Source organism: Cumulibacter soli, from assembly GCF_004382795.1.
Lineage (GTDB): Bacteria > Actinomycetota > Actinomycetes > Mycobacteriales > Antricoccaceae > Cumulibacter > Cumulibacter soli.
This window is the reverse complement of sequence record NZ_SMSG01000004.1, coordinates 130,908-156,292: the sequence shown is the minus strand read 5'-3', so window position 1 is coordinate 156,292 and position 25,385 is coordinate 130,908. Positions and strand designations below refer to the sequence as shown.

Here is a 25,385-nt window from a genome sequence, read left to right as displayed (position 1 = left end):
GGGCTGGTCGGGCAGCGGTGGGATGGCGAGACCGCAGAAGGCAACTGGCTAGTCGACGGTTGGCGAGAGATAGGCGGCCACGCCGCAGTCCTCCAAGTACAACTCGCTCCACTGGCCGTCGTACTCGAGCAGGACGCCGCGGCAGGTGCGCAGTTCGCCGTTCTTGGCCACCGCCCGGTCATTGGGCAGGCCTTCGCCGCACACCATCGACGTCAGGTAACTCAAACCGGGGTTATGGCCGACGATCATCAGGCTGTTGACGCTGTCGTCGACCTCTCTGATCACTTGGAGCACGTCTTCGGCGTCGAAGACGTACAGGTCATTCGTCGGCCGCACGTCGACATCGCTACCGAGCGCCGGCGCGATCTCTTCCCACGTCTGCATCGCGCGTAGCGCGGTCGAGGTGTACACCACGAGACCGTTCAGGTTCAGCGCGGCGATCGTCGGTGCGAGCGACTGCGCTTGCGCGCGGCCACGATCGGTCAGGTTGCGGTGCCAATCGTCTGCGGCCGTCGCCTCGGTCTTGGCGTGCCGCAGGATGATCAGTTGCTTCACTCAGTCTCCTCATCAGCGCCGGGCCCGGTGCCTCGACGGCCGTGATTATTGCCTACTCGCCCAAAGGTGCGCGCGGGGTGAACCTAAACGAGCTGATGACGTGATCAAACTCCGGCCCTAGCGTTCCGGCGTCCGGGGCGGCCCATTGAATAATCACGGTGGGTACGACGCGATGTCGCACATTTTCGGGCTTCTCGGCGATCATCACGTAGGCGGTCGCGATCGGCGGATCTTGTGAGCCGTCGACGACGATGCGGACCGCCTGGCTGCTGGTGCCGTAGTCGTGGTTGATGGTCTGCGAGACCTGCATGTGCGGGTTCTGCGCGCACAGTCGGCCAATGGTGAGGTCCGCAGCGTCACTGGCCGAGAGATGTCCAGAGAAAGTCCGGCTTTCCAGTCGCAGTACTGCGTCCCGACGTAGGTCGGTGCCGTAACGGATCGCTTCGGTCACGCTGTCACCGACGGCGTCGATCGTTGTCCAGGTCGATGGCAGGCTCAGTTTGAACTGTGAATGCGCCACGTGAGCCTCCTCGACTCGGCACGCGTCATCAGCGTCGATCGATCTCTGTGGTGTCCTGTCTACTACAGATCCGGCGCGGCGTCTGTGGATGTGTGGGGTGTCTTCTCGGTGTCGATAGGGGTTGGCTCCTGACGCAAGAATTTGAGTGCGGCGTTTGCGGCTGCAGCGACGGGCACCGCGAGCAAGGCGCCGATGACCCCAGCGATCAGTGCGCCTGCCGCGATCGACAGAATGACCGCCAGCGGGTGTACTTTAACGGCCTTACCGAGCAGTAGCGGCTGCAGGAAGTTTGACTCGAGCTGCTGCACCAGGACTACGACACCGAGGGTGAGGAGTGCCGTCAGCGGGTTCACCGTGACCAGTGCGATCAGCACCGCGACCGCGCCGGACAGCGTCGCGCCGATCATCGGAATAAACGCGCTCAAGAAGACCAGCGCAGCGAGTGGGACGACCAGCGGAACTTGCAGGATGAGCAAACCGATACCGATACCGACCGCGTCGACCAGTGCTACGAGCGCTGTGGCTTTGACATAACCGCCCAGTGTCGCCCAGGACCGTTCGGCAGCGCCGTCGACAGCCCCCCGGGACTGGGCGGGAACGAACTTCAGCAGCCACGCCCAGATCTTCGCGCCGTCCTTCAGGAAGAAGAACAAGCTGAATAGTGCGAGCAGGAACCCTGCTAAAAAGTGCCCGGCGGAGATTGCCGTATTCAGCGCCCCCGACGTGATCATGTCGGAGTTGTCGCCGATCCAGTCCGTAGCGGTGTCGAACCAACCGTTGAGTTGGGCGTCGCTGATCTGCCAGCCGAGACCGGCCAACCATTCGCGGACCTGGTCCAGGCCTCCCGTTGCCTGTTCGGCGAGCATTGGTGCGCCTTGCACGAACTGCTGGATTACCAACGTGATCAAGCCGATGACCAGTACCAGTCCGCCGACGAAGACCACGATCGTGGCCAACATCGGATTCATCCGGTGCCGCAGGAGCCAGTTCTTCGCCGGCATCAGCAAGGCCGCTAGCAGCACCGCGATGGCCAGCGGGATCGTGACGGTGGAGAGGAATCCGAGGATGTAGGCAAGCACCCACAATGCGGCGACGACGAGCAGGAAGCGCCAGGCCCAGTTGGCCATGGCATTCAGGCTGGGCGTGACGAGGTCGGAGTTGCGCTTGGGCCACGGAAGGTGCACGGGATTGGCCGCCGGCTTGGGGCGAGCCTCGCCCTTCGGCGCGGGGGGACCCGCGCCCTCCGGCGCGTCGTTCGAACGTGGCACTTTGCGACTCCCGTCCTCGATGGGCATGACCCTTCCGAAGTCTATGGGCGCGCCGCGTCCGAGGGCGATGCCGCGCGGTCGAAGACGCGGCGTACGGCGCAGACGGCCGCCGCACAACGGCGGTATCTCCTCCGCGCCGACCGGGTCTGCCGAGGGTGGCGCCGATAGGGAAGAATCGCAGGAGGCCGCGACCGTACGACGAAGGAGCCCCGCGTGATTGAGCGCTACACCCTCCCCGAAATGGGCCGGATCTGGAGCGATGCGCACAAGTATGAGGTGTGGTGCAAGGTCGAGGTGGAGGTCCTCGCTGCGCACGCCGCCGCCGGTACCGTGCCCGCCGACAGCGTGGAGCCGGTCCGTAACGCGCCGCCGCCGAACGCGAAGGACGTCGACGAGATCGAGAAGACCACGCAGCACGACGTGATCGCGTTCCTGACCGCGTGGGCGGACAACACCACGCCACGCGAGGCCGCTGCCTACGTGCACTTCGGCATGACCAGTTCGGATCTGCTCGATACCGCGCTCGCCGTCGTCCTCACCGAGGCCACCGATGAGATCCTCAGCAAACTCAACAACCTGATCGGCGTTCTGCGTGATCACGCGCTGGAACATAAGGACGCGATCAAGGTCGGACGCACCCACGGCATCCATGCCGAACCGGACACGTGGGGCCATCGGGTCGCCGACATCACGTTCGCCTTGGCGCGTTCGCGAGACCGGCTACTGCGCGCTCGCGAGGCGGTCGGCGTGGTTGCGATCTCCGGTGCGGTCGGCACCTACTCGAACATCGATCCGGATATCGAGAAGCAGGTCGCGGAGAATCTCGGACTGAAGCCGAGCCCGGTTTCTACCCAGGTGATCATCCGCGACGGAATCGCCGAATGGGTGAACGCGCTGGCGATCATCGCAACCGTGCTGGAGACATTCGCCCTGGAGGTGCGGCACGGTCAGCGCACCGAGGTCCGCGAACTGCAGGAGCCATTCGGTAAGGGGCAGAAGGGTTCGTCGGCGATGCCGCATAAGAAGAACCCGATCATCTCCGAACGCTTGGCTGGCCTGGCTCGACTGGTGCGCGGCTACACCACGCCGGTGATGGAGGGCATCCCGTTATGGCACGAACGCGATATTTCGCACTCCTCGGTCGAGCGCATCGCGTTGCCGGACGCATCAATCACGGTCGATTACATGCTGAACATCGCCACGCGCCTGGCCTCGGGCCTGATCGTGAACCGCGATCGGATGATCGCGAACCTGGAATCATCCGGCGGGCTGATCTACACCTCCGTCGTACTGCTGGAACTCGTTGACGCCGGAATGTCGCGCGAAGACGCGTACGCTCTGGTGCAGGGGGCAGCCATGGAGACCTGGAACACCGGTACACCGTTCCGCGAGACCTTGCGTACGGCGGCGTCGGTGGCGGGCAAGACGCTTGACGAGGCCCGCCTCGATAAAGTCTGCGAACCGCAGCGGTACGTCGATCGTCTCGCCGGCACGTTCGAGCGGCTCGCGGAGCTGTCGTGACGGTCACGGTCTCGGCACTGTTCCGCTACCCGCTGAAGTCGGGGCGGCGGATTGAGATGACCGAGGCGGATGTCCTCGCCAACGGGATCCGCGGAGACCGTGAATACATGGTGATCGATCCGGACGGCACGCTGGTCACCGCGCGTGAAGTCCCGCCGCTGATGCTCGTGAACTCTGCTCGCGTCGTCGCGGCCTGTGAACCGACGGGCGATATCCGGCCGGCGAATGTGTTCTCCTGGCAGGGCCTTGGGGAAGACCAGGGTGATGCGGCAGCGGCGATCGTCAGTGAGGTTGTCGGGCGTGAGGTGCGGGTCGTGCGCTTCCCGCGTAAACATCGCCGCGCCACCGGTTTCGGCGGCGGGCAGACGATGTACGCCGACGGGTATCCGCTCACGGTCGCCTCGACGCAGTCTTTAGCAGAGGTAAACCGGTGGCTGGACCAGCCGGTCGGGATGGAACGCTTCCGGCCCTCGATCGTGCTCGACGGGCTCCCCGGACCGTTCGTCGAGGACGACATCGCGATGATTCAGATCGGCGACGTGGTGATCGACTTGGTGAAACTATCCGGGCGGTGTGTGATGATCACGATCGACCCGGAGAGTTTGGACAAGGGCAAGCAGCCGTTGCACGCGCTCGGCCAGCGACGAGCGCTGCCGCAGATCGGCGGCGGGCGAGAGATCATGTTCGCGGTCAACTCGATCCCACGTACCGAGGGCACGATCCGCGTCGGCGACGAGGTGCAGGTGACTATGCATGAGGTGCCGTACGAACAGCGAGTCGCCGGGTCCTGAAGCCTGACGTATGAGCGCCCCTGGCGCTGATTCGGCGTGATTGATAGTCCACCGCACATCCCGCGACCCGGCTGGAGTTCTTGATGCAGACCCCTGTCACCGACTACCTCACCGAGATCCTGCATGACTGTGGTGCAGACAATCCTGGAGCGAATGCCGCTTATATCCCGGAACTCGCCAACGCTGACTCCGATCGGCTGGGTGTCTGTGTGTCGACCATCGATGGTGTGGTGTACGGCGCGGGCGACACCGACTTGCCGTTCTCGATCCAGTCGATCTCGAAGGCGTTTGTCTATGCGCTCGCGATCGACGAGCACGGGCTCGACTACGTGCTGCGCAGCGTCGGGGTCGAGCCCAGCGGTGAGGCGTTCAATGAATTGTCGCTGGAGAAGGGATCTGGGCGTCCGCTGAATCCGATGATCAACGCTGGCGCGTTGACCACGCACTCGCTGATCGGTGGACCCGCCGATTCACCGACCGAACGGTTCGAGAAGGTGCACCGCGGGCTGTCGGCATTCGCGGGGCGAAACCTCGAGGTCGACGAGGCGGTGTACCGGTCCGAGCTCAGTGAGGCCTACCGCAACCGCGCGATCGCCAACATGCTGCGCAGTTACGACGTATTCACAGTTGACCCGTTGCAGATCGTCGAGGGCTACACGCGGCAATGTTCGATCAACGTCACGCTGCGCGATCTGGCGCTGATGGGCGCTACGTTCGCCAACGGCGGCGTACAGCCGGTCACCGGCGAGCAGGTCGTCGCGCCATCGGTGGTGCGTCAGGTACTCAGCGTGATGATGACCTGCGGAATGTATGACGCAGCCGGTGATTGGATGTCCAATGTGGGCTTCCCGGCGAAGAGCGGCGTGGCTGGCGGCATCCTCGGCGTCCTGCCCGGGCAGGTCGGCATCGCGACACTTTCCCCGCGACTCGATGAGCACGGCAATAGTCTTCGCGGCGTTCGATTGTGTGACCGGATGTCGCGCGATATGGGTATGCACATTATGGAGGGCGCCGAACCGGCGCGGGCGGTCGTACGACGCGATCGGGTGTTGCGCTCGCCGCGTGGCGGCACGATCCGGGTGTGCAGTTTGCAGGGTGCGATCCAGTTCAGTGGCGCCGAACGGGTATTGCGGTTGCTCGCCGACGATCACGACAAGCACGAGCAGCTGGTGCTCGATCTACGTCGGGTGTCGTCGTTGAACGACGTCGCGCAGCGGATGCTGGCCGAGGGGATGCGCCGGTTCGCGCTCGATGGAATCGGCATCGTGCTGGTCGACCCGGAGCGGTTCATGACCGACCTGTCGTCCGCGGGTGAGCCGACGGTGTTGCGCGACCTGGGCGATCTGCGTAGCCTCGCGCGCTTGTCCTAGTACCACCCGGTCATCGAGTTGAGTGCGGTGCGAGCGCAGCGGAGTTGACGTATTGCCGCCGGTGTCCGTGAGCAGTCGATAGTAGAGCGCGGCGGGTACTCGCGGCGGATGCGTCGGGCTCGCTAGGGTCGGTTGATGAAGGCGCTGCAGCTCACATCCCCCGGCCATATTGACATCAACGACGTACCCGTACCCGAGATCGAGCCTGACGAGGTTTTGGTCAAGGTGGCCGGCGCCGGCCTGTGCCATTCGGACCTGCACGTACTACATCATCCGGCGTATCCAGCCATCCCGCTGACGCTCGGCCACGAGACTGCCGGTCACGTGGCAGCAACAGGCGCAGCCGTCGACGGCTTCACCGCGGGCGATGCCGTTCTGGTGTATCTGGTCTGGGCGTGTGGTCGGTGCCGCCAGTGCGTTGCCGGCCGCGACAATGTGTGCATCACGACCGGCGGGCGACATGGGATGCCGCCGTGCCCCGGACTCGGCCCAGACGGTGGGATGGCCGAGTACATCAAGGCAAAGGCACGCTTCCTTGAACCGCTCGACGGGCTGGATGCCGTCACCGCCGCGCCGCTCGCTGACGCCGGATTAACCCCGATGCACGCGATCAACGGGGCTTGGCACCGGCTCACCTCCGGCTCCACCGCGGTGATCATCGGCCTGGGCGGCCTTGGGCATATGGGCTTGCAGATATTGCGGGCCACCAGTGATGTCCGGATCGTGGCCGTGGACGTCGACCAGCAGAAACTTGACCTCGCGCACGGCGCGGATGAGAGGGTCCTCAGCGCGGACGCCGCGGAGGAAGTACTGGAACTGACAGGCGGCTACGGGGCGGACGCCGTGTTCGACTTCGTGGGTATCCAGCCGACCGTGGACCTCGCTACCGGCCTCATCGCCCCAGACGGGGCGCTGCGGTTTGTCGGCCTGGGCGCGGGCAGTTTCACCTACAGCGCGAGCGCCGCGACCGATGTATTGCCGTGGGGCGTGGATGTGCGGTGCTCGTACGGCGGTACGCGCGCCGACCAGCGTCAAGTGCTGGACTTGGCGCGTGCCGGCCGAATCGCGGTGCGAACCGAACGATATGCGCTCGCCGATGGGTTGCAGGCGTTCGCCGACCTAGAAGCTGGTGCGGTCACGGGCCGCGCCGTGCTGATTCCGTGAGCCACTATTGAACTCTGGCCGCAATTCAGGTCTGGCCGCGGCGAGGTCGACCGTGATCAGATGCGGCCGAACTCAGATGCGGTTGAACTCAGATGCGGCAGAATCGTCCATCCGGCCGCAGCGGACGCGTTGGCACCGGATAGCGCTGCGGAACGCACCGGGTTCGCATCGTGCAGGGGCGCACGTTAGGGTCATCCGTCGGCCGATAGCGTGGTGGCGTACAGGGGTTCCGGTGGAGGAGTAACCAATGAGTGAGCTGGATCTGAAACACATCGCGTCCGGCAAGGTCCGCGATATCTATGAGGTGGACGACGAGCACCTGCTGTTCGTGACCAGCGACCGGATCTCGGCGTACGACTACATTCTGGATACCCCGATACCGGACAAGGGAGCAGTGCTGACCGCCCTGTCGACCTGGTGGTTTGAACAGTTGGCGGACGTCGTCCCGAACCACCTCGTCGCCGTCGATGACGAGCGCATCCCTGTTTCGGTGCGCGGACGCTCGATGCTGGTGCGCCGGCTGTCGATGGTCCCGGTTGAGTGTGTTGCGCGCGGCTACCTGACTGGCTCGGGGCTCAAGGAATACAACGCGGCAGGCAATGTGTGCGGTGTGCCGTTGCCGGCCGGACTTGTGGACGGAAGCGAACTGCCGCAACCGATTTTCACTCCTGCTACGAAGGCCGAGATCGGCGATCACGACGAGAATGTCTCGTTCGAGCACGTGGCAAGTGTGCACGGCGAGGCGCTCGCGTCCGAGTTGCGCGACGTCACGCTGCGAGTGTACGAACGCGGGTTGCAGATCGCTCGCCGCAACGGCGTGATCGTGGCTGACACCAAACTCGAGTTCGGCCACGACAGCCAGGGCCGTCTCGTGCTGGCCGATGAGGTGCTGACTCCTGACTCGTCCCGGTTCTGGCCGGCAAGCCAGTACGAGCCGGGACGGTCTCAGCCGTCGTACGACAAGCAGTACGTGCGCGACTGGCTGACGGGACCATCCGGCTGGGACGGTGCCTCGCAGCCGCCCGCGTTGCCGGAGGTCGTCGTGGCAGCGACGCGCGCGAAGTACGTCGAGGCGTACGAGCGAATTACCGGACTGCGCTTTGCTGATTGGCTGGCGCACTTCGCAGGCTAGTATTCCCCGACGTACTCGACCGCGTTCAACGCCAACCGGATGTGGCGTTGCACGATATCGTCGGCGGACAGTTCCCGACCTGCCTGATACCAGAAGGCGATGCTGTTACACGTCGCGATGATCGAGCGTCGCGCTTCGGATGGATACGGCGTGCTGAATAGTTGCTCGGCTATCCCGAGCTCAATGATTCCGCCGAGGTCACGGTTTGTTCTTGACGTGACTTGTTCGTCGTACTGCTCCCATTCGGCGCCGAGATTACGGGTTGCGGTCAGCATCAGTCGACTCTCAACCTGTGAGTCGATCCGGTAGCGAACGCTGCCCTCGACGAATTTCGCGAGCCGGTCAACCGGATCGCTGGATGCTTGACTCATCAGCGCCTCATGCTGAGCGAAGTACTGTTCGATGCTGTCGATCAGGATCGTGCGCAGCAGGTCCTGCTTACTACGGTAGTAGTAATAGAGCATCGACAGGCTCAACCCTGCCCGGTCGGCAAGTTCGCGGATCGAGACCCCGTCGAAACCCTTCTCGGCGAAGGCGCGGGTGGCCGCCTCGCGGAGGTTTCGCTCGGCCTGAAGGTCGACGGCCTTCGGCGGTCGACCTGGCCGCGATTGCTTCCGTTCGCTGAGCAACTGCCATCCATTTCGCTTCTGTGTGTGTAGCCGGCACCTAACGGTAGTCCTCCACGCCGACCGAACTCGTCCGGACCTATTGACAGTATTCCCGGTCGGCCTTAATTTATCAATCGATTGATTAATTAACGCGGAGGTGCGCTATGAGGCGTGGATCGATGGTTCTGACCGCAAGCGGGCTCGGGCTGTGCGTGCTGCTGGGCGGGTGCTCAACTAAGGCCGACGATGGGAGTTCGGGAGCCGGGTCCGGCGACGGGGTCAAAACAGATGTCGGTGTCACCGACGACGCCATCACCATTGGCGTCCTGACTGACCTATCCGGTGCCTTCAAGGCGAACGGGCTCGCCATGACGGCGGGGAACGAGCTTTGGGCCGAGCAGGCGAATGCCGACGGAGGAGTTTGCGGGCGCGAGATCGTGCTCGACATCAAGGACGCTGGCTACAAGCCCGAGAACGCGATGGCGCTGTACGAACAGCAGAAGTCGACGGTCCTGGGCTACACGCAGCTCGTGGGCTCGCACATCATCGCCGCGCTCAAGAGCAAGATTGCCAGCGATGGTCTATTCACCATCGCGGCGGCAGTGTCGTCCACCAATATGGACGATCCGACCATCCAGGTGCTGAGCGCGACCAATGACATCGAGATGCTCAACGGGCTGGCCTATATGCAGGCCGAAGGCAAACTGAAGGACGGCGACACCGTCGCGCACGTCTACCTGGACGCTGAATTCGGGCAGAACAGTCTGCAAGGAAGCACCTACTACGCCGAACAACACGACCTGAATCTCATCGGCATCCCGGTCGGCGCGACCGACACTGATATGACCGCCATCGTCACGAAGATCAAGAGCGATGGCGCTGACCTCATCGCGCTATCGACCGCCGCCGCTGGGGCCGGATCTGTTGTGCTGCAAAACTCGGCGCAGGGTCTGGATCTACCCATCATCGCCAACAGTTCATCGTTCGCGCCGAATCTGCTGAATGACCCTGCGATGGTCGAAGCGATGAAGAACGTCGTCCTCGCCAGCGGATGGGCGCCCGTGGGCGCCGAGGGTGACCTCTCCCAGACGATCGAATCTGCGTATGAAGAGGAGTATGACGAACCGACGTCGTTCGCGCTTAATGCGGGATATGTCTACGGACTGACCTGGCAGGCCGTACTGGAGGAGGCTTGCGACGCCGGAGACCTCACCAGGGAGGGTGTGCTGAAGGCGAAAGAGAACATCACCGAACTCGACACTGGCGGGCTGTCGGGGACCTTCGATCTTTCCGACTATCGAGTCCCGACCACGCGCGAGACGTTCATGCTCGCCCCGGATGCATCGGTGATCGACACAGGTGGTCTTTCGGTAATCGCCGAGCTGAACGAATACGACGAAACTGCTGCCTATAAGGCGCCGCACGAGAAGTGAGTTGAATATGGATTTGGGGCTGAAGGATGCCGTCGTTGTTGTCACAGGTGGCGCGTCTAATATCGGGCGCGCCATCGCGCTGGGCTTCGCTGCCGAGGGCGCAAACTTACTGATCGCAGATATAGATGGACCTCAGAGTTCGCGCGTGGCTGATGAGGCGCGGAATGCTGGTGCGCAGGATGTCGCTACGCATATCGGTGATCTCGTGGCTGATTCTCAGGCCGAGGAGGTTGTGGGTGCCGCGATCGACCGGTGGGGACGAGTCGACGTCCTGGTCAACAACGTGGGCTGGGCGCAGCCGACTAAGTTCCTGAACGATACTGACCGCGGCGTATGGCAACGGACTGTCGACCTGAACCTGTTCACCACAATCGCCATGACACAGGCGGTATTGCCGAGGATGAAGGATGCCGGCGAGGGCAGCATTGTATTTATTGCCAGCGACGCTGCCGATGGTCAGGCGCGACACGGCATCTACGGCGCAGCCAAGGCCGGGGTCGTGGCCCTCGCGCGTACGGTCGCGCGCGAACACGGCCGTCACGGAATTCGATCGAACGTCGTATGCCCGGGCTTCGTCATCCCGCAGTCCGAGGTCGAAATCGGCGAGGGAAGCCTCTGGCGAGCAGGCGTGCAGGAGGTATTCGGTGGTGCGGACGAGAGCGATCTGCTCCGCACAATTCCGTTAGGCCGACTTACCAGCGGGCAGGACATAGCCGACGCGGTGCTGTGGTTCTCGTCAGCGCGGGCTGCCCGGCAGGTAACCGGCCAACTTGTATCGGTCAGCGGCGGATTCTGGATGCCATAGGACATCCGCAGTTCGGTGTAGCGAAAAGAATGACGACTTGGGGAATCACATGAGTTCAGATAGTCAACAGCAGCCCGCTCGTGGCTGGGTCATCGTGGGAGGAGCGTCCGGCGGGGTGGGCGCGGCGTCATGCCGGGCGCTCGCCGCCGACGGATGGGACGTCGCGGTTGTGTACCGCAGTCGGATCGAGCGCGCGCAGCAGGTGCTACAGCAGGTCGAAGCGGCGGGTCGACAGGGTCGGCTGATCCAGCTCGACTTCACCGATGCCGATCAGCTCGAGAGCGGCATTGATGAATTTGCCGACGGCCACGACCTATCCGGTGTCGTGTACGCAGCCGGACCAGACTTTGACTTCCGGTTCATCGCAGATCTGAAACCGACCGAGTTTCGACGGGTGATCGAGAACGATGCCATCGCGTGCTTCAACCTGGTGCGGCCGGCGCTCAAACACCTTCGGGAGCGTGGCGGTGCCGTTGTTGCCGTCGGTACTCCGGCAATCGATCGACACTATAAGCGCGATGTGCTGTCATCTGCGCCGAAGGCAGCGATCCGGGCGCTGATCCGGGGAATTGCCTCCGAGGAAGGGCGCTTCGGGATTCGCGCGAACACGGTCGACGTGGGAATGCTCGAAGGTGAGGGCATGTGGCAGTCGTTCTGGGAGCGGGGAGAATATACCGACGAGATTATCGATGCGGCACGGAAGGCGCTCCCGTTGCGGCGGCTCGGCACCGCAGATGAAGTGGCCGAAGCAGTCGCGTTTTTGATGTCGACGCGCGCGAGCTGGATTACCGGCCAAAGCCTCGCCGTGGATGGTGGCTTCGCGTGCTGAACGCAGAAGTGACGGCGCTGCGCGCTTCTCAACCGGTAATCGCCGGCGATGACGAACTGCGCGATGCCCTAGAGGATGCGAACCTGCCCACCTTGCTAGCCGCGCTCGCACACCTCACCGGCGAAGACAAGTGGTTGCATGGCGAGTTTCAGCCCACCCGATCGGCCCCGCTCGATGACAACGACAGCGGAGGTTTGTCGCCGGCCGCACAACGGGAGGCGCGGACGGCCGCGCTCAATGTCTTGACAGAGGTGCGGGATGGGCAGCGGCAGATTCCCGCACCGCCCACTCCTGACGAGGCGCTCCGGCTGCTGTCGCTGTCGCTGCGGGAGACGGTTCCGGACGACTACGCGACGACGATGGCGCAGGAGGCTGGCTTTCAAGCGCGCGATATCCGCTGGCGTGACGGCCGCCCATCCTCGGCTGAATCGTTCCGTGCCTTGGTGATTGGCGCGGGACTAGCGGGCATCGCGATGGCCCGGAACCTGGCGCAGCTTGGAATCGAGTACGAGCAGGTGGATAAGCACGCCGATGTCGGCGGCGTCTGGTGGGAGAACACTTACCCCGGCGCAGGGGTGGACACGCCCAGTCACCTGTACTCTTACTCGTTCGCGCCGAACCCGCAGTGGAGCCGCTACTACGCCAAACAGCCGGAGATCCTGGCCTATATCCGAGACGTGGCCGACGACACCGGAGTTCGGAACAACTGCAGGTTCGGGTGCGAAGTAATTAGCGCCCACTGGGATGCGCAGGATGCCATGTGGGATGTCGTGCTGCGTGAGAACGGAACCGAGTCGCACGAACGGTACAACGCCGTGATCTCCTGCGTCGGGATCTTGAATCAGCCGTCGGTTCCGCCGTACGAGGGAATGGACGATCTCAGGATTCCGGCATTTCACTCGGCGCGGTGGGACCACTCGGTCGATCACGTCGGCAAGCGCGTTGCAGTAATCGGTACCGGCGCGAGCGCTATGCAGATCGTGCCCGCTTTAGCCGGCACCGCAGCCGACGTGTTCGTATTCCAGCGCACGCCGCAATGGGTGGTGCCCAGCTCGAACTATCACCGTGATCTCACGCGCGGATCTCAGACGCTCATGTCGCAGATGCCCTATTACGCGGCGTTCTATCGGCTTCGGCTCACCTGGCTGCTCCAGGACAAGCTCCTTTCGACCCTGCACCGCGATCCGCAATGGCCGCATCAGGACCGATCCATCAACGCGAGAAACGACCGAATCCGAGAGGCGTTTACGCAGCACATCACTACCCAGCTCGACGCGCATCCCGATCTGATCGCGCAGACAGTTCCTGCTTATCCGCCATACCTCAAGCGGATTCTGATGGACAATAACTGGCTACAGACGATTCAACGACCCGACGTACACCTGGTGTCCAACGCCGTGTCTGCGCTGTATCAGGACGGTGTCATCACCGACGATGGCGCGCGGCATCGCGTCGATCTGGTCGTGTTCGCCACCGGCTTTCACAGCCACCGGATGCTGTGGCCAATGGACATCGTCGGCGCGCGCGGCCGCTCGCTCAGAGACGTCTGGGGTGATGACAATGCATCGGCGTACCTGGGCATTGGCGTACCTGAATTCCCGAATCTGTTTATGGTGGGCGGCCCACACACCGCGATCGGACACGGCGGCAGCGCGATCTACCCAGCGGAGTGTGCGGCCGCGTATATCGCCCAGATACTCGTTCGGATGATCGAGGAACAGTGGTGGTCAATCGAGCCGCGTGCGGACATTACCGAGCAGTACAACGCTGAGGTAGATAGAGAGCACGAATCGCTGATCTGGACCCACCCCGGTGCGACGAACTGGTATCGGAACTCGTCTGGACGGGTCACCATCAACACACCGTTCCGCGGTGTTGACTACTGGCGGATGACCGAGCGACCTCGATTTGAGGACTATGTGATTGCCAAGAGCTCCGCGAAGGATGTCGATCATGGATAACCCACTGCGAACCGCATTGGCGCTCACCGGGACCGAAGTCGACGCAGAGGGGATTCGGCACTTCACCGACATCCCGCCCACGCTGTTGGCGTTCCTGAGAGACGCCGCAGCGGACAGCGGCGACAAGACCGCCCTCGTCGGCCCGGACGAATCGGTGCATACATTCGCCTCGTTGTACCAGGCCGCCCGTGAGGTGGCGGGTGGATTGCGAGATCGCGGAGTCGTCCATGGCGACAGAGTGGTTCTATATCTGGGAAATGGACTGCCGTGGATCGAGAGCTTCTTTGGAATACTGCTGGCGGGGGCCATCGCGGTTCCAGTGAATCCCAAACTCACCGAGCGTGAACTGGCCTACATCGTCGAAAACTGCACTGCCGTGCTGACGTTGCGCGCGGGGTCCGACGTTCCTCGCGGGTCGGGATACTACGACGAGGAAGTGGCTGCGGGCGACGTCGCGGCTATTTGCTACACCAGCGGTACGACCGGATTTCCCAAGGGCGCGGTGCTGACGCACACGAACCTGCTCTCGAGTACCGAAGCGTTCAGCCGTGCCCTCGAGATCGACGACAGTGTGCCCACCGGGTTCGTATCGCTCGTCGCGATGCCGCTGTTCCACGCGGCGGGGTTGGTGACGCAACTGCTGACCACCTTCCGCTCGCGTGGCAGTTGCGTCATCCGTACCGGATTCGATGCCAGCGACTATCTGGCCTGCATCGAGAAGTATCGGGTCAACTCGCTGCTGGCCGTCCCTACCATTCACTTCGCGGTGCTGGCGCACCCCGACTTTGAATCCACAGACCGGTCCTCCGTGCGCACCGTGCTGTATGGCTCCACGCCCGTACCCACGACGCTGCCGCCGGCGCTGGCCGCCGGATATCCCGGCGCGCGTCTGGGAAATGGGTACGGAATGACTGAGTACGGGAACGCGACATACCTCCCAGATGCGGACGCTGTTGCTCACCCCGCCTCGGTGGGCTATCTCAATGTGTGCACCGACATTCGGATTGAGGCGCCGGAGGGACAAGTGGGCGAACTCCTCGTCCGTGGACCACATGTCTCCCGGCGATACTGGGCCTCCGAGGGCGCAACCGACTCGTTCGATGGTCCCTGGCTCCGTACCGGAGACATGGTTCGGATGGACGAGGACGGTCGACTCTACGTCGTGGACCGAGTTAAAGACATGATCATCCGCGGCGGGGAGAACATCTACTCATCCGAGGTCGAGAACGCCATCATGCAACACGAAGCCGTGGCGGAGGTTGCGGTCGTCGGTTATCCCGATGAGCGATTGGGTGAACGTGTACGTGCGGTCGTCGTACTCAAGCCGGCCTTCGACGTTGACGCGGACTCGCTGCTGCAGTTCCTGGCGAGCGGCCTAGCGAAGTTCAAGCTGCCCGAACGTGTCGATTTTCGGTCCGAACCACTGCCGCGCAACACAACGGGCAAGCTACTCAAACGCGAACTGAGGCAGCACGGTGATGAGGGGCGAGAATGACGAGATCGGATGAACCGAATGCGGCGGTGACGGCCAGCAGCGAATACGTCTCGTTTCGAGAACGGCTGCTGCAGCGGCCGAGCGATCCGTCAGCGAGCATGGAAGCCGTACGCAGTGGCTACGAAGCACATGCACAGGCCATGAGTAATCGGGACCTCGACGTGTCGGTCCGATCGGATCTGCTTGGCGCGATCCCGGTGGAGATCCATGAACCGGACGTCAGGTCGGACGGCGATGTCATGCTCTATTTCCATGGGGGTGGGTACTGTATCGGTTCGCTGGCGACCCACCGCAGTATGTGCGGTGCGCTCGCGGAAGCTGCTGAGGTCACGGTCATCGCGGTCGACTACCGGCTTGCGCCGGAACACCCGTTTCCCGCCGCGTACCACGATGCGCTCGCCGCTTATCAAGCCCTGACCGAATCACCGTTGGCGGACAAGCATGTCATCGTGGCGGGGGATTCGGCTGGCGGCGGGCTCGCCCTCGCTACGATTCTGGGAGCGGCCAACGCCGGCTTGCGGGAGCCATCGTGCGGGGTCCTCATCTCGCCGATGACCAACCTTTCCGTCGGCGGTGGCTCGTACCTGACGCGGGCCGACGACGATCCGATTGTGTCGCTGGCGGCCGCGCGTAGGTATGCGACGGCGTACCTTGACGGCGGGGACCCGACCGACCCTCGCGCGTCGCCGGTGTACGCCGATCTGAGCGGACTACCACCGATGCATGTGCAGGTGGGTGCCGATGAGGTCCTGCTGAATGACTCACTACTGATCGCGCGAGCCATGCGCGAGGCGGGGGTGCGCGTCGATCTGGACGTCTGGCCGTACGGGCTACATGTACTGCCGTTCTTCGAATCGCGATTGCCCGAGGGGCGCCGGGCACTCGAGTCGGTTGCCCGTTATGTACGTAGCCGCTGCCGAGAGGGGTAGTCCCGCGTCGGCCACGACAGACGTCAGATCGTCGCTTGTCGTGGCCGACCCAGTACGCGACATTTGTCGCGACTGATCGCAACAAACAGCGCTGTCGGTATTGAGCTGGTCGGACTTGACTAGAACTCAAGCATGAGACCGATAGAACTGTGAGACCGCGTGACGAACATGCTTGAACGCCTGCCTCAAGCGCGGCGCTCCTTCGCCAATGCGGGTCGCCTTTCATAAGCGGCGCCTCGCCGTGATGCCGCAGGTGCGGCATGAGATCGGGACGGACGATCGTTGGGCGCAATTGTGGGATGTAGTGCGGCGCGGTCAGGATCGAAGCGTGTGGGCCGCGGTGCCACTCATGGCCGAGTCGCGCTGCGTCGGGGTGCTCGGAGCGGGGTTTTCGGATTCGACTGAACTGGACGCCGCGTTACTGCTCAGACTCGGCGAGGTAGTCGGGACTGCGGTCGACACGGCCAACAACTTCGATAGAATCGCGAAGGAGGCCGCCGACGCCGCTCGGGGTCGAATGCGCCAGGACGTGCACGATGGGCTGTCGCAACAGTTGTTCTCGCTGAACCTGCAGGTTGAAGCCGCGCTGGCCGCGCACGACGATGTCGAGAGTTTGCGGCAGCGGTTGGCAGATGTGCAACGAATGGCTGCCCGATCGGTGGCTGCGCTGCGTGAGGCGACCTACCTCGACCAGCCCGAAGCGCTGGATCGGCACGATTTGCGCGGAGCGCTCGAGGTGCACGCGAACGAGCTGTCCCGGCAGTCGGGTCTAGAAATCGCGGTCCACGCGGAATCGGATCTGACTCGTCTGCCAACCGAAGTTGCCGCCGATGCGTATCGACTGGTGCAGGAAGCCATGAATAACGTGGTGAAGCATGCGCGCGCCCGCTGCATCGCGGTCGAATTGACGATCGAGCACAACCGGCGTGCGCTCGTCGTCACCGTGGTTGATGACGGTGTCGGCTTTATGCCATCAGTCGCGGATAACAGTCGCTCTGGACTGCGCGGTATGCACTCGCGGGCGGCTCGGCATGGTGGCCAGCTTCAGGTACGTGCGCGGACAGAAACGTCAGGCACGGAGGTGCGCGCTCACTTCGCTCTCGACGAGCGGGTCGCCGCGCGATCGGCGTGATGCCAAGGTGCTCGCAGGCGTACTGGAGAGTAGGGGGTCAGGTGACCAAAGGGACGGGGTCGGTCGGTTCCGCGGGAGCTGTGGACAAGACCCCGGCAACTCCCTACCGTCACCTGGGTGAGGTAATGTGCGCCACACGCATTTAGAGTGACTGCTACATACATGTACCGCAGTCGGATGAGGTAGTGAAGGGGACGGCGATGGAGCTGCACGAACTGGTTGCGGACTTCCTGGGCGCACAGGGTTCGCCGGTGTTCGGCCTGATGGGGGACGCCAACATGCTGTACCTTGCGACCTACCAGAACAAGGGGCACCGTTACTTGCCGGTGTCGTTCGAAGGCAGTTCGGTAGGTGCAGCCGACGCTTACTACCGGCTCACCGGGAAGACGGGGATCGCTTCGGTGACCCATGGCCCCGCCCTGACCAACACGATGACCTCTCTGGTCGAGGCGGTACGTGCCCGCAGCAGCGTGGTGTTGCTCGCCGGTGAGACCCCGCTGGAGGCGACACACTTCCAGAAGGTCGACATCGCCGCCGTAGCTCAGGCAGCCGGCGCTGGCTTCGAGACCATCTATCGTCCTGGCAGCGCACTACGCGATATGGCTCGCGCGATGCAGCGTGCTGTGGGGGAGCGTCGACCGATCGTGCTCGACATTCCGTTCAGCATGCTCAAGGTGACGGTTCCCGAGCCGTCCGGAATTCCGTTGCCGGTGAAGGCCAGCCCCGCAGCGCCCACCGAAGATCAACTCGACGTCGCCGTCGGAGCGCTCGTAGGTGCCCGTCGTCCGGTTGTCCTGGCTGGGCGCGGTGCGGTCGACTCCGGCGCTAAAGAGGCGCTGATTGCGCTCGCGGATCGGCTCGGTGCCCCGCTGGCGACCACGCTGCAGGCCAAGGGCATGTTCAGCGGACATCCACGCAATGTCGGCATTCACGGGACCTTGTCGCATTCGGTGGCTTCGGGTGCGCTCGGCGAGGCAGATTGCGTGATCGCATTCGGCGCCTCCCTGAACGTGTACACCTCGGACGGCGGCGGGCTCACCAAGGACAAGACCGTCATCCAGGTTGACGAGGACCCCTCGCGGTTCGGGCGGTTTACCCAGGTCGACGCGCCGGTTGTCGCTGACGCAAAACTCAGCGCAGAAGCGATCTTGGCGCTACTCGTAGAGGCCGATCACACCGGCGGGCAACAGTGGGGCGATCAGATCGCCGCCAAGCTGGCCGAGTGGAAGCCCGAGGACGAGTTCACAGATCATTCGGGTACTGACACGGTCGACCCGCGTTCGGCCATGGTCAAACTCAATCGGTTGCTGCCCAAGGACCGCGTCGTCGTCAACGACATCGGACGCTTCGTTGTCGCGGCATGGCCCTACCTAGAGGTGGCGGATCCGCGCAAGTTCATCAACATGGGCGCATTCGGTTCGATCGGCCTCGGGCTTGGCGGCGTAATCGGTGCGATTGGCGCACACCCCGATGACTTCATCGTCGGCGTGGTGGGCGACGGGGGATTCATGATGAACCCGACCGAACTAGCCAGCGCCGTCCGGCAGCGCGCCAAGCTCGCACTGGTCATTCTCAATGACGGGGCGTACGGCGCTGAGTACTACAAACTCGAGGACTATGGGGTCGATCCCAGTTACTCGCTGACTCATTTCCCCGACTTGGCAGGGGTGTGTGAATCGCTGGGCGCCCGCGTCCTGCGTGTGCACTCGCTCGATGATCTCGACAAGGTCCCCGCGCTACTGGACGAGGAAGGTCCGGTCGCAATTGATATCCGGCTGGACCCCTCGATCAACACTGCCGAATAGTCGGCCGTCAGCTGATCGCTGACGATGGTTACAAAAGTATCACGGTCGCTCGCTACCTATTGAGTGAGCACTCAGTAAATAGTCGGATAGTCGGGTGCTGTTAGTGACGCGCGCCATGGCGGCGTGGGCGAAAGCTAACACTTTTGACCGTGGCCAGCACGTCGACGACTTGCGGCGTTATCGGAAGGGTTTCTGGATGAACGGAATTGGGGGGACGTGCCGATGATCGGATACATAATTCGGCGCTTGTTGGTGGCGCTCCCGATCATTGTGATCGTGGCGTGCATCACGTTCGGCCTCGTGTACCTGATGCCGGGTGACCCGGCGGCCACGATGGCCGGTGATGGCGCCACCGCAGAGCAGATCGCGGCCGTGCGGCACGAGATGGGTCTTGACCGGGCGTTCTTCGTCCAGTTCTTCGACTGGGGCGGTTCGGCGCTCTCGGGTGACCTTGGCCGTTCGTTCCACTACGGCGTTCCAGTGACCGAGTTACTGACCCACCGCATCGGCGTCACGCTCTCGATCATCGTGGTCGGTCTGTTCTTCGCCATCCTGATCGGCATCCCCGCCGGCCTGATCGCCGGTATGCGGCCTGGCAGTCTGACCGACCGCCTGGTGACCGGTATTACCACGCTCGGCATTTCCGTCCCCGCCTTCTGGCTGGCGATGGTGATGATCTCGATCTTCGCCATCGAACTTGGGTGGTTCAACGCCACTGGCTATACGCCGATATCTGAAGGGTTCGGCGGCTGGATCTACTCGATGTTGCTACCGGGCCTCGCTGTCGCGGCGACATCCGCAGCCGATATCGCACGTCAGACTCGATCCTCCGTGGTGACGGTCGTCGGGCAGGACTTCATCCGAACCAACCGGGCCATGGGTGTGAAGTCGGGTTCGATCACACTGCGTCACACCCTGCGCAACGCGGGTGTCTCGGTCGCCACGATTACTGGTCTGCAGGTCGAGCGTTTGCTCGGCGCCGCGGTTGTCGTCGAGCTGTTGTTCGCGATGCCGGGTATTGGTGACTTGGCGCTGACCTCGGTGCAATCGCAGGACATCCCGGCGATTCAAGGTGTGGTCATCCTGGTGGCTTCGGTCGTCATCGTGACCAACCTGATCGTGGACCTGTCCTACGCCTGGATTAACCCGAAGCTTCGGAAGCGGTAACGGATATGGCTAAGAATCCAAAGAATCCACAGAACGGCGACGCAGTGGCTGACTCGTCGAACGGTACGTTGACGCAGGCGGAAATGGACGCCAAGATCTCCGCTGCCGAGGGTCTCGGTAAGGAATCGACAGGCAGCCCGCTGAAGCGGTTCGCTAAGCGTCTGGTGAAGCAGAAGCTGGCGATGATCTCGCTGGCGATCCTGGTCTTCCTGGTTCTGGTCGCAATCTTCAGCGACTTGTTGGTCCCGTACGACCCGACCGAGCAATCGCTGCTGGACAAGAACCTCCCGCCGCACAACGCGCACATCTTCGGTACTGACGATCTCGGGCGCGACGTGCTGAGCCGGATGATCGATGGCACCGCTATCACGCTCCTCGCGCCGGTCATCGCGGTTGCGGTCGGCCTATTGCTGGGTGTCCCCACCGGCCTAGCGGCTGGCTACTTCGGCGGTTGGGTCGACTGGCTCGGCTCGCGTATCGCTGACGCGCTGTTCGCGATCCCCGGCATCATCCTGGCGATGGCCATCGTGGCCGTTCGTGGTCAATCCACGGTCAACGCGATGATCGCGGTCGGCATCCTGTTCGCGCCACGCTTCTTCCGTGTTCTACGCGGTGAAACCATGGCGGTCCGAACGTCCATGTACGTCGACGCGGCAAAGACGATCGGCGCGTCCCCCGGACGCATCATCCGCTCGCACATCGTGCCGAACATCGCGCCGACGCTCATCGTGCAGTGCACCCTGCTGCTCGGTTACGGTGTGCTCGTCGAGGCCGGGCTGTCGTTCTTCGGTATCGGCGTGCAGCCACCTGAGGCCTCGTGGGGTGTTGTGCTTCGGCGCTCGTTCGAAAGCATCAACGAACTGCCGTTCCAGTCCCTTCCGCCTGGTCTGGCAATCACGATCCTGATTCTCGCGCTGCAGTTCCTCGGTGACGGTATGCGCGATTCACTTGGCAAGGAGATTCGCAGTGGCAAGTAGTGCGACAAGCGAAACCACGATGGACGTCACCGGGTCCTCCCTGCGGATTGAGGGCTTGAAGGTATCGGCGGCGACCGATCGCGGGCGACTGAACGTGATCGAAGATGTCTCCCTCGAGCTGTACCCGGGCATGATCACCGGCCTGGCCGGTGAATCAGGTTCGGGTAAGACGGTCACCGCCCTGTCGGTGATGCAGTTGCTCGAGCGGAAGGTGCTGAAGGTCGAGGACGGGCGCGCGATGCTCGGTGACACCGACCTGCTGGCGCTGCGCGGTAAGGCACTGCGGGCCTCTCGCGGTAACGACATCTCGATGGTGTTCCAGGAGCCAATGACCAGCCTCGATCCGATGTTCACCGTCGGATGGAGCATCAGTGAGGTCATTCGCGGGCACACCGGCGTCAGCAAGGCGGAGGCGAAGAAGCGGACGATCGAACTCTTCGAGAAGGTCGGCATTCCGCATCCGGCAGAGCGGTTCAACGCGTATCCGTTCCAGATGTCCGGTGGCCAGTTGCAGCGCGTGCTGATCGCGATGGCGATCAGTTGCGAGCCGAAGGTGCTGATCGCGGACGAGCCGACGACGGCGTTGGACGTGACGGTGCAGGCACAGATCATGCGCCTGCTGCAGCAGTTGGCCAGCGAAGGTATGGCGGTCTTGCTGGTCACGCACGATATGGGTGTGATCAGCGAGTACACCGATAACCTGGTGGTGATGTACGCCGGACAGGTCATCGAGTCGGGCACCACCCGCGGTGTGATCGCCAGCCCCAAGCACCCGTATACGGCCGGTCTGCTGGAATCGGTTCCCTCGACGCGGGTGAAGATGGAGAAGTTGCCCTCGATCGACGGCAAGGTGCCGATGCTGCACGAGATGCCTGACGGATGCCGATTCGCGCCGCGCTGCAAATACGCGCAGGATAAGTGCAATGCGCCGGTGGCGCTGGAGAACGACGAGACCGGCCGCGTCCGGTGCGTCCGTTCCCACGAGCTTGAACTGGAAGGTGTCGAATGAGCACCCAGACCACGGCGAGCCCGGCTCGCTCGGCCCCGCAGCGCGGCGAACTCGTGCTCGACGTCGAGGGCCTGGACAAGAAGTTCGTTACTCGTCGCAACTTCATCGGTCGACCCGAGGCACATGTGCATGCGGTCAACAACGTCTCGCTGAAGTTGCACGCGGGTGAGACATTGGCGCTGGTGGGCGAGTCGGGTTCCGGGAAGTCGTCGACGGCGAAGCTGATCACCGCCCTCGAGACGCCGGACGCCGGCAAGGTCACGGTGCTAGGCGAAGAGTGGACGGCGCTGTCCAAGAAGGACTTGCGCTCGAAGCGTCGTCACCTGCAGATGATCTTTCAGGACCCGTTCGCGTCGCTGAACCCGATGAAGATGGTCGTGTTCAACATCGGTGAGCCGTTGATCATCCACGAAGGCCTCTCTGGAACCGACCTCGACAAGCGGGTGCTGGAGTTGCTCGATCTGGTGGGTCTGCCCTCCACCGCGTTGCATCGGTACCCGCACGAGTTCTCCGGCGGTCAGCGTCAGCGCATCGCTATCGCGCGTGCGCTGGCGGCGCAGCCGGAGATCATCATCGCCGACGAGGCGGTCTCCGCTCTGGACGTGTCGACACAGGCGCAGATCCTGAACCTGTTGAAAGACATTCAGGCTGAGCGTCACCTGTCGTTCTTGTTCATCACGCACGACCTCGGTGTGGTCCGCCAAGTCGCCGACCGGATCGCAGTCATGTATCTCGGCGAGATTGTGGAGAACGGCGACGCCGACGCGATCTTCGAGAACCCCAGCCAGGCGTACACCCGCCGCCTGCTGGCTGCTGTGCCCGAGGTGAGCTTCAAGGGACGGGAAGAGCGTCGCTTGCTACTGGAGCGCGAAGGCGTCAACGTCGACGAGATCCTCGATCCGACTGCCCGCAATGAGATCGAAGAGGGCCTTCCGGTTGAGGAGGACGCAGCGGCTGACAACGTTGAGGAAGAGGCTGAGAAAGCCATCGAGGACGACACTCGGATCTAATCCTCGACCTGCTCACACACATCGCCCGCTCCGAACGGAGCGGGCGATGTCGTTTTGTTGCCCCGGAGCCGATCATCCGCATGGACCCTCCCTTGCCCCTCGGGGCCGTCACCTGCTCCGTGTTCGGTTGATGGCCGCTGTAGGGGTGCTCAAAGAGTGGCGCTCAAAAGAGTTACGGCGTGCTTCCCTCCTCGCGTATGAGGGAAGCACGCCGCAACCAGGTGGTACGGGTATTACTCCTTGCCGACGGCTACGCCGCGCAGGTCGGGTGAACCGCTTGACTTGTGGTAGATGTTCGACACGTCAGGCTGCGTCGCGGTCGCGAGGTGGATCATGCAGACCGGAATGATGTGCGGCGGATTCTCCACCCACGCGTCCATCATCTTGTCGTACGCGGCACTGCGCTCCTCGGGATCGAGGTAGTTGGCTCCCTCGGTCGCGTACTTGGTGATTTCCGGATCCTCCGAACCGCCCGGGTTGAACAGCGCACCTGGGCCCAAGTACCGGCTGAACAGGGCGTCGGGATCATTCAGACCGGTGTAGACCGAACTGGCGATGTCAGCGGTCTTCTCCAGAGAGAAGTCCTGGACCATCTGCGCCGGCGGGACCGGCTCGACCTCGACCGAGATGCCGATGTTCTCGAATTCGCTCTGTACGACCTCGGCGAACTTCGTGTAGATCGTGACGTTGGGCGTGGTGTTCACCAACTCAAGGTCGGTGATGCCCTTCTCCTCGAGGATCTGCTGTGCGGCCTCAGGGTCGTACGGGAATACCTCCAGACCGTCACCGATTTCCTCGCTGTACGCCGGGCTGTCCTCAGAGTACGGCTGGATCTGTGGGGTGCAGTGGCCGTCGTACATGCCCTCTGCGATCGCCTCGCGATCGATGGCCATATTCAACGCCTTGCGGACCTCTGGGTCGTCCAGACCGGGGGTCTGGGTGTTCAGCGCGACATACAAGAACACGGCGCTGGGCTTGGCGATGACGTTCAGGCCGGCCTTCTCGGCAGCGGCCAACTGATCGGGGTTGACCTGTGCGGCGTCCAGCTCGCCGGCCGCGAGCGCGTTATAGCGGGTCTGGTCGTCGCTAATCAGCTTGTACGTCATCGTGGCGACCTTCTGGGCGTCAGGATCCCAGTAGCCGTCGACCTTCTCGTAGTCAACGTGATCGCCGGGGACCTGTTCGGTGACCTTGTAACCGCCGATACCGACCGGTTCGTTCTTGATCGTGCCGGACTTGACGGCCTCGGGGGAGGTCATCATGCCCGCGCGGGCGGCGAGCGCGACAGCGAGCGAGCCGAGGCCGCCATCGACGTTGATCTTCACGGTGTGCTCGTCGATCACGTCGACGCTGGCGATCTGGTGGACGTCGCCGTTGATCTTGCTGTCCTCGGCGCGATAACGGTCCAGGTTGAACTTCACCGACTCCGCGTCGAACGGGGCGCCATCGTCGTACGTCAACCCCTCTTGCAAGGTCAGCGTCATCGACGACAGATCGTCGGCAGCCTCGAACGAGGTAGCGAGCCGGGGGACGATCTCGCCCTCCGGGGTTTGGTACAGCAGCGTGTCGTAGACGGGGTACCAGAAGGTGATGTCGGCGCCGTTGATGCTGTCGACCGGGTCCCAACTCGAGGCGTACGCCGTGTAGGCGAACGTGAAGTTGGCTTCGGGGTCGTACCCCTCTACGAGATCAATGCCCGTCGGGTAGTCCGACGTCTCTTTGGTGTCCTTTGCTGGTGCGTCGCCGCAACCGGCGAGGATCAGGCTCGTTGCGAGCGCAGCGGTCGTGAGTTGTAGGCCTCGTCGCATGCCGTCTCATTCTGTGGATCGTTGGGTTTTCGGGGTGCATTCGCGGCCCGAAAATGTATGGGTCGATCCATTTAATAGAGACCTGACATTGACGTC

General features: G+C 63.2%; 22 protein-coding genes. 17 read left to right on the top strand and 5 right to left on the bottom strand.

Going from position 1 to position 25,385, the window contains the following annotated elements; translation table 11 throughout:
* Window positions 1–48: 48 nt before the first annotated feature.
* From E1H16_RS10245 to E1H16_RS10235, 3 genes are all read right to left on the bottom strand, one after another.
* A complete protein-coding gene (locus E1H16_RS10245; RefSeq protein WP_134323782.1) occupies window positions 49–555 on the bottom strand; it encodes a SixA phosphatase family protein in 507 nt (168 codons plus the stop codon).
* 52 nt (window positions 556–607) lie between these two features.
* Entirely contained in the window at window positions 608–1,075 is a 468-nt protein-coding gene (locus E1H16_RS10240; RefSeq protein WP_134323781.1) for a hypothetical protein, read from the bottom strand.
* Window positions 1,076–1,137: 62 nt separating this feature from the next.
* A complete protein-coding gene (locus tag E1H16_RS10235; RefSeq protein WP_166741707.1) occupies window positions 1,138–2,343 on the bottom strand; it encodes an AI-2E family transporter in 1,206 nt (401 codons plus the stop codon).
* 213 nt (window positions 2,344–2,556) lie between these two features.
* Between E1H16_RS10235 and purB the strand changes: the two genes are divergently transcribed.
* From purB to E1H16_RS10210, 5 genes are all read left to right on the top strand, one after another.
* Entirely contained in the window at window positions 2,557–3,864 is a 1,308-nt protein-coding gene (purB, locus tag E1H16_RS10230; protein WP_134323779.1) for an adenylosuccinate lyase, read from the top strand.
* The gene (locus E1H16_RS10225) at window positions 3,861–4,655 is read left to right on the top strand and encodes an MOSC domain-containing protein (RefSeq protein ID WP_134323778.1); all 795 of its coding nucleotides are present in this window, start codon (window positions 3,861–3,863) and stop codon (window positions 4,653–4,655) included. Before purB ends, E1H16_RS10225 begins: the two co-directional genes overlap by 4 nt.
* An 83-nt stretch (window positions 4,656–4,738) precedes the next feature.
* A complete protein-coding gene (locus tag E1H16_RS10220; RefSeq protein ID WP_134323777.1) occupies window positions 4,739–6,025 on the top strand; it encodes a glutaminase in 1,287 nt (428 codons plus the stop codon).
* A gap of 135 nt (window positions 6,026–6,160) precedes the next feature.
* Window positions 6,161–7,189 (top strand): alcohol dehydrogenase catalytic domain-containing protein, encoded by a 1,029-nt coding sequence (locus E1H16_RS10215; protein ID WP_134323776.1) that lies wholly within the window; start codon window positions 6,161–6,163, stop codon window positions 7,187–7,189.
* Window positions 7,190–7,436: 247 nt separating this feature from the next.
* Window positions 7,437–8,321, top strand: a complete 885-nt coding sequence (locus E1H16_RS10210; RefSeq protein WP_134323775.1) for a phosphoribosylaminoimidazolesuccinocarboxamide synthase — start codon at window positions 7,437–7,439, stop codon at window positions 8,319–8,321.
* On the opposite strand, the gene E1H16_RS10205 is transcribed toward E1H16_RS10210, so the two are convergent.
* Window positions 8,318–8,950 (bottom strand): TetR/AcrR family transcriptional regulator, encoded by a 633-nt coding sequence (locus tag E1H16_RS10205; RefSeq protein ID WP_166741706.1) that lies wholly within the window; start codon window positions 8,948–8,950, stop codon window positions 8,318–8,320. The genes E1H16_RS10210 and E1H16_RS10205 overlap by 4 nt on opposite strands.
* Before the next feature lie 158 nt (window positions 8,951–9,108).
* On the opposite strand from E1H16_RS10205, the gene E1H16_RS10200 reads away from it, so the two are divergent.
* The 12 genes from E1H16_RS10200 to E1H16_RS10145 all read left to right on the top strand — a co-directional run bounded on the left by E1H16_RS10200 (window position 9,109) and on the right by E1H16_RS10145 (window position 23,481).
* Entirely contained in the window at window positions 9,109–10,362 is a 1,254-nt protein-coding gene (locus tag E1H16_RS10200) for an ABC transporter substrate-binding protein (RefSeq protein WP_166741705.1), read from the top strand.
* A gap of 7 nt (window positions 10,363–10,369) precedes the next feature.
* A complete protein-coding gene (locus tag E1H16_RS10195) occupies window positions 10,370–11,167 on the top strand; it encodes an SDR family NAD(P)-dependent oxidoreductase (RefSeq protein WP_134323772.1) in 798 nt (265 codons plus the stop codon).
* A gap of 49 nt (window positions 11,168–11,216) precedes the next feature.
* A complete protein-coding gene (locus E1H16_RS10190) occupies window positions 11,217–11,996 on the top strand; it encodes an SDR family NAD(P)-dependent oxidoreductase (RefSeq protein ID WP_134323771.1) in 780 nt (259 codons plus the stop codon).
* Window positions 11,990–13,957 carry a flavin-containing monooxygenase gene (locus E1H16_RS10185; protein WP_208378986.1) on the top strand — a complete coding sequence of 656 codons (1,968 nt, stop codon included), beginning with the start codon at window positions 11,990–11,992 and terminating at the stop codon, window positions 13,955–13,957. The genes E1H16_RS10190 and E1H16_RS10185 overlap by 7 nt, the downstream gene beginning before the upstream one ends.
* Window positions 13,950–15,452 (top strand): class I adenylate-forming enzyme family protein, encoded by a 1,503-nt coding sequence (locus tag E1H16_RS10180; RefSeq protein ID WP_166741704.1) that lies wholly within the window; start codon window positions 13,950–13,952, stop codon window positions 15,450–15,452. Before E1H16_RS10185 ends, E1H16_RS10180 begins: the two co-directional genes overlap by 8 nt.
* Window positions 15,449–16,381, top strand: coding sequence for an alpha/beta hydrolase (locus tag E1H16_RS10175; protein WP_134323769.1), 933 nt, complete (start codon window positions 15,449–15,451; stop codon window positions 16,379–16,381). Before E1H16_RS10180 ends, E1H16_RS10175 begins: the two co-directional genes overlap by 4 nt.
* 208 nt (window positions 16,382–16,589) lie before the next feature.
* Window positions 16,590–17,513: a sensor histidine kinase gene (locus E1H16_RS10170; RefSeq protein ID WP_134323768.1), complete on the top strand. Its 924-nt coding sequence runs from the start codon at window positions 16,590–16,592 to the stop codon at window positions 17,511–17,513.
* 200 nt (window positions 17,514–17,713) lie between these two features.
* The gene (locus E1H16_RS10165; RefSeq protein ID WP_134323767.1) at window positions 17,714–19,318 is read left to right on the top strand and encodes a thiamine pyrophosphate-binding protein; all 1,605 of its coding nucleotides are present in this window, start codon (window positions 17,714–17,716) and stop codon (window positions 19,316–19,318) included.
* 222 nt (window positions 19,319–19,540) lie between these two features.
* Window positions 19,541–20,485 carry an ABC transporter permease gene (locus E1H16_RS10160; RefSeq protein ID WP_134323766.1) on the top strand — a complete coding sequence of 315 codons (945 nt, stop codon included), beginning with the start codon at window positions 19,541–19,543 and terminating at the stop codon, window positions 20,483–20,485.
* A gap of 5 nt (window positions 20,486–20,490) precedes the next feature.
* Window positions 20,491–21,462, top strand: coding sequence for an ABC transporter permease (locus tag E1H16_RS10155; RefSeq protein ID WP_208378985.1), 972 nt, complete (start codon window positions 20,491–20,493; stop codon window positions 21,460–21,462).
* On the top strand, window positions 21,452–22,471 hold the full coding sequence (locus E1H16_RS10150) for an ABC transporter ATP-binding protein (RefSeq protein ID WP_208378984.1): 1,020 nt from the start codon (window positions 21,452–21,454) through the stop codon (window positions 22,469–22,471). The genes E1H16_RS10155 and E1H16_RS10150 overlap by 11 nt, the downstream gene beginning before the upstream one ends.
* Window positions 22,468–23,481: an ATP-binding cassette domain-containing protein gene (locus E1H16_RS10145; RefSeq protein WP_134323765.1), complete on the top strand. Its 1,014-nt coding sequence runs from the start codon at window positions 22,468–22,470 to the stop codon at window positions 23,479–23,481. The genes E1H16_RS10150 and E1H16_RS10145 overlap by 4 nt, the downstream gene beginning before the upstream one ends.
* A gap of 233 nt (window positions 23,482–23,714) precedes the next feature.
* Here the strand turns inward: E1H16_RS10145 and E1H16_RS10140 are convergent, their stop codons facing one another.
* A complete protein-coding gene (locus E1H16_RS10140; RefSeq protein WP_134323764.1) occupies window positions 23,715–25,289 on the bottom strand; it encodes an ABC transporter substrate-binding protein in 1,575 nt (524 codons plus the stop codon).
* Between the last annotated feature and the right edge of the window lie 96 nt (window positions 25,290–25,385).